The organism is Streptomyces sp. NPDC107528 (assembly GCF_055639295.1).
The window spans coordinates 694,431-702,671 of record NZ_JBVKAV010000002.1 but is presented as its reverse complement, the minus strand read 5'-3'; the positions used below and the strand labels follow the sequence as shown (position 1 = coordinate 702,671).

At 71.0% G+C, this 8,241-nt stretch carries 10 protein-coding genes; all 10 read right to left on the bottom strand.

Features of this window, described 5'->3' with window-relative positions; translation table 11 throughout:
- Positions 1-378 precede the first annotated feature (378 nt).
- On the bottom strand, positions 379-1,629 hold the full coding sequence (locus ACZ7L5_RS08245; RefSeq protein WP_471515353.1) for an MFS transporter: 1,251 nt from the start codon (positions 1,627-1,629) through the stop codon (positions 379-381).
- 10 nt (positions 1,630-1,639) lie between these two features.
- Positions 1,640-2,230, bottom strand: a complete 591-nt coding sequence (locus ACZ7L5_RS08240; RefSeq protein WP_471515351.1) for an ArsR/SmtB family transcription factor — start codon at positions 2,228-2,230, stop codon at positions 1,640-1,642.
- 132 nt (positions 2,231-2,362) lie between these two features.
- Positions 2,363-3,118: an imidazole glycerol phosphate synthase subunit HisF gene (gene hisF, locus ACZ7L5_RS08235; protein ID WP_471515349.1), complete on the bottom strand. Its 756-nt coding sequence runs from the start codon at positions 3,116-3,118 to the stop codon at positions 2,363-2,365.
- Positions 3,115-3,528 carry a RidA family protein gene (locus ACZ7L5_RS08230; RefSeq protein ID WP_471515346.1) on the bottom strand — a complete coding sequence of 138 codons (414 nt, stop codon included), beginning with the start codon at positions 3,526-3,528 and terminating at the stop codon, positions 3,115-3,117. Before ACZ7L5_RS08230 ends, hisF begins: the two co-directional genes overlap by 4 nt.
- Positions 3,529-3,544: 16 nt before the next feature.
- On the bottom strand, positions 3,545-4,267 hold the full coding sequence (gene priA, locus ACZ7L5_RS08225) for a bifunctional 1-(5-phosphoribosyl)-5-((5-phosphoribosylamino)methylideneamino)imidazole-4-carboxamide isomerase/phosphoribosylanthranilate isomerase PriA (RefSeq protein WP_471515344.1): 723 nt from the start codon (positions 4,265-4,267) through the stop codon (positions 3,545-3,547).
- A 4-nt stretch (positions 4,268-4,271) separates the two neighbouring features.
- Positions 4,272-4,916 (bottom strand): imidazole glycerol phosphate synthase subunit HisH, encoded by a 645-nt coding sequence (gene hisH / locus ACZ7L5_RS08220; RefSeq protein WP_363034715.1) that lies wholly within the window; start codon positions 4,914-4,916, stop codon positions 4,272-4,274.
- A complete protein-coding gene (locus ACZ7L5_RS08215; protein WP_328428390.1) occupies positions 4,907-5,071 on the bottom strand; it encodes a hypothetical protein in 165 nt (54 codons plus the stop codon). The genes hisH and ACZ7L5_RS08215 overlap by 10 nt, the downstream gene beginning before the upstream one ends.
- A 3-nt stretch (positions 5,072-5,074) precedes the next feature.
- Complete coding sequence (gene hisB / locus ACZ7L5_RS08210; protein ID WP_062719038.1) at positions 5,075-5,668, bottom strand: imidazoleglycerol-phosphate dehydratase HisB; 594 nt, start codon at positions 5,666-5,668, stop codon at positions 5,075-5,077.
- Positions 5,665-6,807 carry a histidinol-phosphate transaminase gene (locus ACZ7L5_RS08205; RefSeq protein ID WP_471515341.1) on the bottom strand — a complete coding sequence of 381 codons (1,143 nt, stop codon included), beginning with the start codon at positions 6,805-6,807 and terminating at the stop codon, positions 5,665-5,667. Before ACZ7L5_RS08205 ends, hisB begins: the two co-directional genes overlap by 4 nt.
- On the bottom strand, positions 6,804-8,153 hold the full coding sequence (gene hisD / locus ACZ7L5_RS08200; RefSeq protein ID WP_471515339.1) for a histidinol dehydrogenase: 1,350 nt from the start codon (positions 8,151-8,153) through the stop codon (positions 6,804-6,806). Before hisD ends, ACZ7L5_RS08205 begins: the two co-directional genes overlap by 4 nt.
- Positions 8,154-8,241 lie beyond the last annotated feature (88 nt).

Below are 8,241 nucleotides of genomic sequence, written 5' to 3'. Positions count from 1 at the left end.
GTGCCGGTCAGCCGGGCAGTTCTGCCCTGCGCAGGCCCCGGGCAACAGGCCGATCGTGACGCCGGTCAGGAGACCGCGAGCCGGGCGACGCCCAGCCCGGTGATGGTCGATGCCGATGACCGTCGCCAGGGACGCGCCTCGGCCCACGTAGGCCCCGTCGGACAGAGCCACGACCACGGCCCGCCGGTCCGTGCCGGTCAGCCGGGCAGTTCTGCCCTGCGCAGGCCCCGGGCAACAGGCCGATCGTGACGCCGGTCAGGAGACCGCGAGCCGGGCGACGCCCAGCTCGGTGACGGTCGATGCCGATGACTGTCGCCGGGGACGCGCCTCGGCCCACGTAGGCCCCGTCGGACACCGGCCACGACGCCGGCCAGCCGGTCAGCGAGGCAGTTCCGCCCGGCGCAGGCCCCGGGCGCACAGGCCGACCGTGCCGCCGAGCCCGCAGACGGTCGCGCTGGCGACGAAGACCGGGCCGGTGCCGCACAGGCCGATCGCGGCGCCGGTCAGGGGGAACGTGAGCGGCGCGACGCCGAGGCTGAAGAAGGTCGCCACGGACGTGACACGGCCGACGTAGGCCGGGCCGGACTCGGCCTGCAGCAGCGCCCCGCACAGGACGCCGTTCAGACCCGAGATCAGGCCGATGGACAGGGCCGCGGCGACGGCGACCGCGACGTTCGGCACGAAGGCCAGGGAGCCGATCGCCGCCGCGCTGACCACGCCGGACACGGACAGCACGAGCCCCGCGCGCGGGACGCGCCCTCGGGCGGTGAGGAGCAGCGAGGCCGCCCCCGCGCCCGTGCCGAACCCGGCGAGCACCCAGCCGACTCCCCCGGCTCCCCAGCCTCGCTCGTCGGCGAGCACGGTCAGGCCGACGTTGAGCGGGCCGACGAAGCCGAGGTCGCTGAGCGCGATGACGACGATCAGCGGCAGCAGGACGCGGTGGCCGCGTATGTGGCGCAGACCGCCGGTCAGGTCGCTCCACGCGCTGCCACGCGCGCGTGCGTCGTCCGCGGGCTGCTTCGCCACCCGGAGCGCGATCAGCAGCGGCAGCGAGGCCGCGAACAGAAGCCCGGCCAGGCCGAATGCCCCCGCGGTGCCCCCGAGGGCCACGCCGAGGCCGCCGAGCGGTGCGCCGACGACGTTGGCCAGCCGGACGGCGAGGCTCCGCATGCCGTGCACCCGGGCGAGCTGGCCGCGTCCGGTGATCCGGGTCGGCAGGGCACCCAGGGCGGGCATCGTCACGGCGTCGACGGCCCCGAAGACCAGCGCCAGTACGGCCAACGGCCACAGGCCCGGCCGGCCGACGAGCAGCAGCACCGCGACCGCCAGAACCGCCGCGCAGCGCACGGCGTCGCTGCTGATCAGCACCCTGCGCGGGCCGAACCGGTCGGCGACCACTCCCCCGCCGAGCATCAGCACGGCCCGCGGCACCGCACTCAGCGCGGTGACCAGGCCGGCCTGCGCGGGCGTACCGGCCTGGACGGCGGCCCAGGACAGGGCGAGGTAGTAGACGTTGTCGCCGACGGCCGACGAGGCGTACGCGCCGAGCCAGCGCAGCACGTTGGGGTCGCGGTGGGCTGCGCGCTCCGCCCCGGCGACGGTCGCGGAGCCGGTCTGCGTCGAAGTCACGTCGGTCCTCTCAGGGCCGGAACGGGAAGGCGTACGTGTGCACCGCGACGTTCGCGCGGCCCTCGGTGTCACCGGCGGCGTCGGCGGCCCGGCCCTGCTCGTCGTACCGGCGCAGGAGGGCCAGCAACTCCTTGTTCAGCTCGGCCAGTTCGTCCGCGGTGAGCCGGAGGCTGGACTCGGAGGACTCCGCCGCCCGGTTCCACGCGGGGCCCCAGTGGGCGCGCTCGTCGAGCCAGCGCCGGTACATGTCCGTGCGCTGCTCGGCGAAGAGCCGGCTGGCCGCGGTGTGCGCGGCAGCCTTCTCGGGGGCGTCGCGGAAGTCCTCGTCACGGATGCGCACACCGTCGGAGGCGGGCCGCCACCAGCGCTCGCGGCCGTCGGCGCTCTGCGGCTCCGCCTCCTCGATGAGCCCGTGTTCGGCGAGCTTGCGCAGGTGGTAGCTGACCAGCGACACCGCCTCGTCGACCTGCTCGGCGAGCTGTGAGGCGGTGGCAACCCGGGCGATCGTCAGCCCCCGGAGCAGGTTCATCCGCAGCGGGTGGGCGAGCGCCTTGAGGGTGCCCAGGTCCGTGATCCGGCGGTCTCTCTCCTTGTCCGTCATACCCCGACCGTAGATACGAAAGGAAAATTGCACAACAGATTTTGCGCAACTTCCCTTTCGCGTCTTCTCTGTCTGCATCTGGGCACGAGAAAGCCCCGGCCGCTTGCAGCACGGCCGGGGCTCAGCCCGATGTCAGCGGACGGGGCGACCCGCCGTCCGCAGCGTCTCCTTCACCTCGCCGATCCGCAGATCCCCGAAGTGGAACACCGACGCCGCCAGCACCGCGTCCGCCCCCGCCTCGATGGCCGGCGGGAAGTCGGTGAGCTTGCCGGCGCCGCCGGAGGCGATCACCGGGATCGTCACGTGCTTGCGTACGGCCTGGATCATCTCCAGGTCGTAGCCGTCCTTCGTGCCGTCCGCGTCCATCGAGTTGAGCAGGATCTCGCCCGCGCCCAGCTCGGCAGCGCGGTGCGCCCACTCGACGGCGTCGATGCCGGTGCCGCGACGGCCGCCGTGGGTGGTCACCTCGAAGGTGCCCTCGGGCGTGCGCCGCGCGTCGACCGACAGCACCAGCACCTGCCGCCCGAACCGCTCGGCGATCTCACGGATCAGCTCGGGGCGGGCGATGGCGGCGGTGTTGACGCCCACCTTGTCCGCACCCGCCCGCAGCAGCTTGTTCACGTCCTCGGCCGTACGGACGCCGCCGCCGACCGTCAGCGGGATGAACACCTGCTCGGCGGTGCGGCGCACCACGTCGTAGGTCGTCTCGCGGTTGCCGGACGACGCGGTGATGTCCAGGAACGTCAGCTCGTCGGCGCCCTCGGCGTCGTACACCTTGGCCATCTCGACGGGATCGCCCGCGTCGCGGAGGTTCTGGAAGTTGACGCCCTTGACGACCCGGCCGTTGTCCACGTCCAGGCAGGGGATGACTCGGACCGCCAGGGTCATGAAACCGGCTCCTCCAACGTGCTTCTGAATGCTTCTATTTCCACTTCGACCAGGATGCGCGAGTCCACGAACCCCTCGACGACCAGCAGCGTCGAGACCGGGCGCACCGCGTCGAAGAGCTCTTTGTGGGCCCGGCCCACGGCGTCCACGTCGCGCGCGTGGGTCAGGTACATCCGCGTACGGACCACGGACCCGACGTCGAGCCCGAACTCACCGATCGCCTCGATGGCGTTGGCGAAGGCCGCCTTGGCCTGTTCGTACGGGTCGCCCTCGCCATACAGCACGTCGCCCTTGAAGGACGTCGTGCCCGCGACCAGGACGCGGTCGCCCGCCGCCACGGCACGTGCGAACCCGAAGGACTCTTCCCAGGGACTTCCGCTGTGCACACGCCGTACGGCATCCGACGTCATGACACTGTGTCCGTTTTCACGACGTAGCCTCCAAGGCCTCTTCCAGGGTGAACGCCTTCGCGTACAGGGCCTTCCCGACGATGGAGCCCTCGACACCGAGGGGGACCAGCTCGGCGATCGCGCGGAGGTCGTCAAGCGACGAGACCCCGCCGGAGGCGACCACCGGGCGGTCCGTCGCCGCGCAGACGTTCTTCAGAAGGTCGAGGTTCGGCCCCTGGAGCGTGCCGTCCTTGGCGATGTCCGTGACGACGTAGCGGGCGCAGCCCTCGTTGTTGAGGCGCTCCAGCGTCTCGTAGAGGTCGCCGCCGTCACGGGTCCAGCCGCGACCGCGCAGGGTCGTACCGCGTACGTCGAGACCGACGGCGATCTTGTCGCCGTGCTCGGCGATGACCTTGGCGACCCAGTCGGGGGTCTCCAGCGCGGCCGTGCCGAGGTTCACGCGCGTGCAGCCCGTGGCGAGCGCTGCGGCCAGGGAGGCGTCGTCGCGGATGCCGCCGGACAGCTCGACCTTGATGTCCATCGCCTTCGCGACCTCGGCGATCAGGTCGCGGTTGTCGCCGGTGCCGAAAGCGGCGTCCAGGTCGACCAGGTGCAGCCACTCGGCGCCCGAGCGCTGCCAGGCCAGGGCGGCCTCCAGGGGCGAGCCGTAGGAGGTCTCGGTGCCGGACTCGCCGTGCACGAGGCGGACGGCCTGGCCGTCGCGGACGTCTACGGCGGGGAGGAGTTCGAGCTTGGCCATGTCTCTACAGGGTTCCGATCCAGTTGGTGAGCAGCTGCGCTCCGGCGTCGCCGGACTTCTCGGGGTGGAACTGCGTGGCCCACAGGGCGCCGTTCTCCACGGCGGCCACGAAGGGCTTGCCGTGCGTCGACCAGGTGACCTGCGGCGCGGTCATGAGCGGGTTCTCGGTTTCCAGGGTCCAGTCGTGGACGGCGTAGGAGTGCACGAAGTAGAAGCGCGCGTCCGCGTCCAGCCCGGCGAACAGCTGGGAGCCGGCCGCCACGTCCACGGTGTTCCAGCCCATGTGGGGCACGATGTCGGCCTGCAACGGCTCGACCGAACCGGGCCATTCGCCAAGGCCCTCGGTCTCGACGCCGTGCTCGATGCCGCGCGCGAACAGGATCTGCATGCCGACGCAGATGCCCATCACGGGGCGCCCGCCGGACAGCCGCCGTTCGACGATCCAGTCGCCACGGGCTTCCTTCAGGCCCTGCATGCAGGCAGCGAACGCGCCGACGCCCGGCACCAGCAGGCCGTCGGCGTTCATGGCCTTGTCGTAGTCACGCGTGATCTCGACGTCGGCTCCCGCGCGCGCGAGGGCGCGTTCGGCGGACCTCACGTTGCCGAAGCCGTAGTCGAAGACCACGACGTTCTTGTTACTCAATTCCACACCTCCAGCCTCAGGACGCCGGCCACGAGACACATGGCGGCGCCTATGGAGAGCAGCACGATGAGGCTCTTCGGCATCTGCTGCTTGGCGAAGGAGATGATGCCGCCGACCAGGAAGAGGCCGACGACGATCAGGATGGTGGACAGCCCGCTCATCGGTTACAGCGCGCCCTTCGTCGAGGGAAGGATGCCCGCCGCGCGCGGGTCACGCTCGGAGGCGTACCGCAGGGCCCGCGCCAGCGCCTTGAACTGGCACTCGACGATGTGGTGGGCGTTGCGCCCGTACGGCACGTGCACATGCAGCGCGATCTGGGCCTGGGCGACGAAGGACTCCAGGATGTGCCGGGTCATCGTGGTGTCGTACTCGCCGATCATCGGCGCCATGTTCTCGGGCTCGGTGTGCACGAGGTAGGGGCGGCCGGAGAGGTCGACGGTGACCTGGGCGAGCGACTCGTCCAGCGGGACCGTGCAGTTGCCGAAGCGGTAGATCCCCACCTTGTCGCCGAGCGCCTGCTTGAAGGCGGCGCCCAGCGCGAGGGCGGTGTCCTCGATGGTGTGGTGCGAGTCGATGTGCAGGTCGCCCTCGGTCTTCACGGTCAGGTCGAACAGACCGTGCCGGCCGAGTTGGTCGAGCATGTGGTCGTAGAAGCCGACGCCTGTCGACACGTCGACCTTGCCGGATCCGTCGAGATCGATCTCGACGAGGACCGAGGTCTCCTTCGTCACCCGCTCTATGCGGCCTACGCGGTTCATGTGCTCTGCTCCTTCGGGGGTGTGGGGGTGTCCCCCACAAGACGCTGCAAGTCACGTACGGCGTCGAGGAACGCGTCGTTCTCCTCGGGGGTTCCGGCGGACACCCGCAGCCACCCCGGGATGCCGTTGTCCCGGACCAGGACACCTCGGTCGAGGATCTCCTGCCAGGCGGTGTGCGAGTCCTCGAACCGGCCGAACTGCACGAAGTTCGCGTCGGACTCGACGACCTCGAAGCCGGCCGCGCCCAGCTCGCTCACCAGCCGGTCCCGCTCCGCCTTCAGCTGCTCGACGTACTTCAGCAGGACGTCCGTGTGCTCCAGGGCGGCCAGCGCGGTCGCCTGGGTGACGGCCGACAGGTGGTACGGCAACCGTACGAGCTGGACGGCGTCCACGACCGCCGGGTGCGCGGCGAGATAGCCGAGGCGCAGGCCGGCCGCGCCGAAGGCCTTCGACATCGTCCGGGAGACGACGAGATTCGGCCGACCTTCGAGCAGCGGCAGCAGCGAGTCGCCGTGGCTGAACTCGATGTACGCCTCGTCGACCACGACCATCGACGGTTTGGCGGCCTGCGCGGCCTCGTACAGCGCGAGGACCGTCTCACGCGGGACCGCGTTGCCCGTGGGGTTGTTGGGGGTGGTGATGAAGACGACGTCGGGCCGGTGCTCGGCGATCGCCTTCCCGGCGGCCGTGACGTCGATCGTGAAGTCGTCGTTGCGGGGGCCGGAGATCCAGCCGGTGCCGGTGCCGCGCGAGATGAGGCCGTGCATCGAGTACGACGGCTCGAAACCGATCGCCGTACGGCCCGGTCCGCCGAAGGTCTGCAGCAGTTGCTGGATGACCTCGTTGGAGCCGTTCGCCGCCCACACGTTGGCCAGGCCGACCTCGTGACCGGACGTGTCCGTCAGGTACTTGGCGAGCTGCATGCGCAGCTCCACGGCGTCCCGGTCCGGGTAGCGGTTGAGGTTCCGGGCCGCCTCACGCACCCGCTCGGCGATCCGCTCGACCAGCGGCTCGGGCAGGGGGTAGGGGTTCTCGTTGGTGTTCAGCCGTACGGGGACGTCCAGCTGGGGCGCGCCGTAAGGGGACTTGCCGCGCAGCTCGTCCCGCACGGGGAGATCGTCGATGCGTACGTCGCTCACTTGCTCTCGGGTACCTTCCAGCCACGCGACAGTTGCTCGTCTCCGACAAACCTTGCCTTGATCGCCGCGCCGTGCGCCGGCAGGTCCTCCGCCTCCGCCAGCGTGACCACGTGCTGCGCGACCTCGGCCAGCGCGTCCTTCGTGTAGTCGACGATGTGGATGCCGCGCAGGAACGACTGGACGGACAGGCCCGAGGAGTGGCAGGCACAGCCGCCGGTGGGCAGCACGTGGTTGGAGCCGGCGGCGTAGTCGCCGAGCGAGACCGGCGCCCAGGGGCCGATGAAGATCGCTCCGGCGTTGCGTACCCGGTCGGCCACGGCGGCCGCGTCGGCCGTCTGGATCTCCAGGTGCTCGGCCCCGTACGCGTCGACGACCTTGAGGCCTTCGTCGACGCCGTCGACCAGGACGATCGCGGACTGCCGGCCCTTCAGAGCGGGCACGATCCGGTCCTCGATGTGCTTGGTGGCCGCGACCTGCGGCTCCAGCTCCTTCTCCACCGCGTCCGCGAGCTCCACGGAGTCGGTGACGAGCACGGCCGCCGCGAGCGGGTCGTGCTCGGCCTGGCTGATCAGATCGGAGGCGACGTGCACCGGGTCGGCGGTGGCGTCGGCGAGGACCGCGATCTCGGTCGGGCCCGCCTCGGCGTCGATGCCGATCTTGCCCGTGAAGTAGCGCTTGGCGGCGGCGACCCAGATGTTGCCGGGGCCGGTGACCATGTTGGCGGGCGGGCAGGACTCCGTGCCGTACGCGAACATCGCGACGGCGGTCGCGCCGCCGGCCGCGTAGACCTCGTCGACGCCGAGCAGCGCGCACGCGGCGAGGATCGTCGGGTGCGGCAGGCCGCCGAACTCGGCCTGCGCCGGGGAGGCGAGCGCGATCGACTCGACGCCGGCCTCCTGGGCGGGCACCACGTTCATGATCACGGAGGACGGGTAGACGGACCGGCCGCCGGGCGCGTACAGCCCGACGCGGTCGACCGGAACCCACTTCTCGGTCACTGAACCGCCCGGCACGACCTGGGTCGTGTGTGTCGTACGGCGCTGCTCGCGGTGGACGATACGGGCGCGGCGGATGGACTCCTCCAGGGCTGCGCGCACGGCCGGGTCGAGCTCCGCTAGGGCCTTTTCGAGCGCCTCGACGGGCACCTTCACCTGGTCGAGCCTGACCCCGTCGAACTTCTCAGCGAAGTCGATCAGCGCCGCGTCGCCCCGATGATGCACGGCCTCGCAGATCGGACGCACCTTCTCCAGGGCGGCCGAGACGTCGAAGTCGGCTCGGGGCAGCAGGTCGCGCAGGGCGGGGCCCTCGGGGAGGGCATCGCCGCGCAGATCGATTCGGGAGATCACGGGCTCAATTCTCTCAGACCCGCGTCCGGCACTGTTCGCGCGTATCAATGGCTGATACAGAACCCTCCGGGAACGCGGAAGATCACCT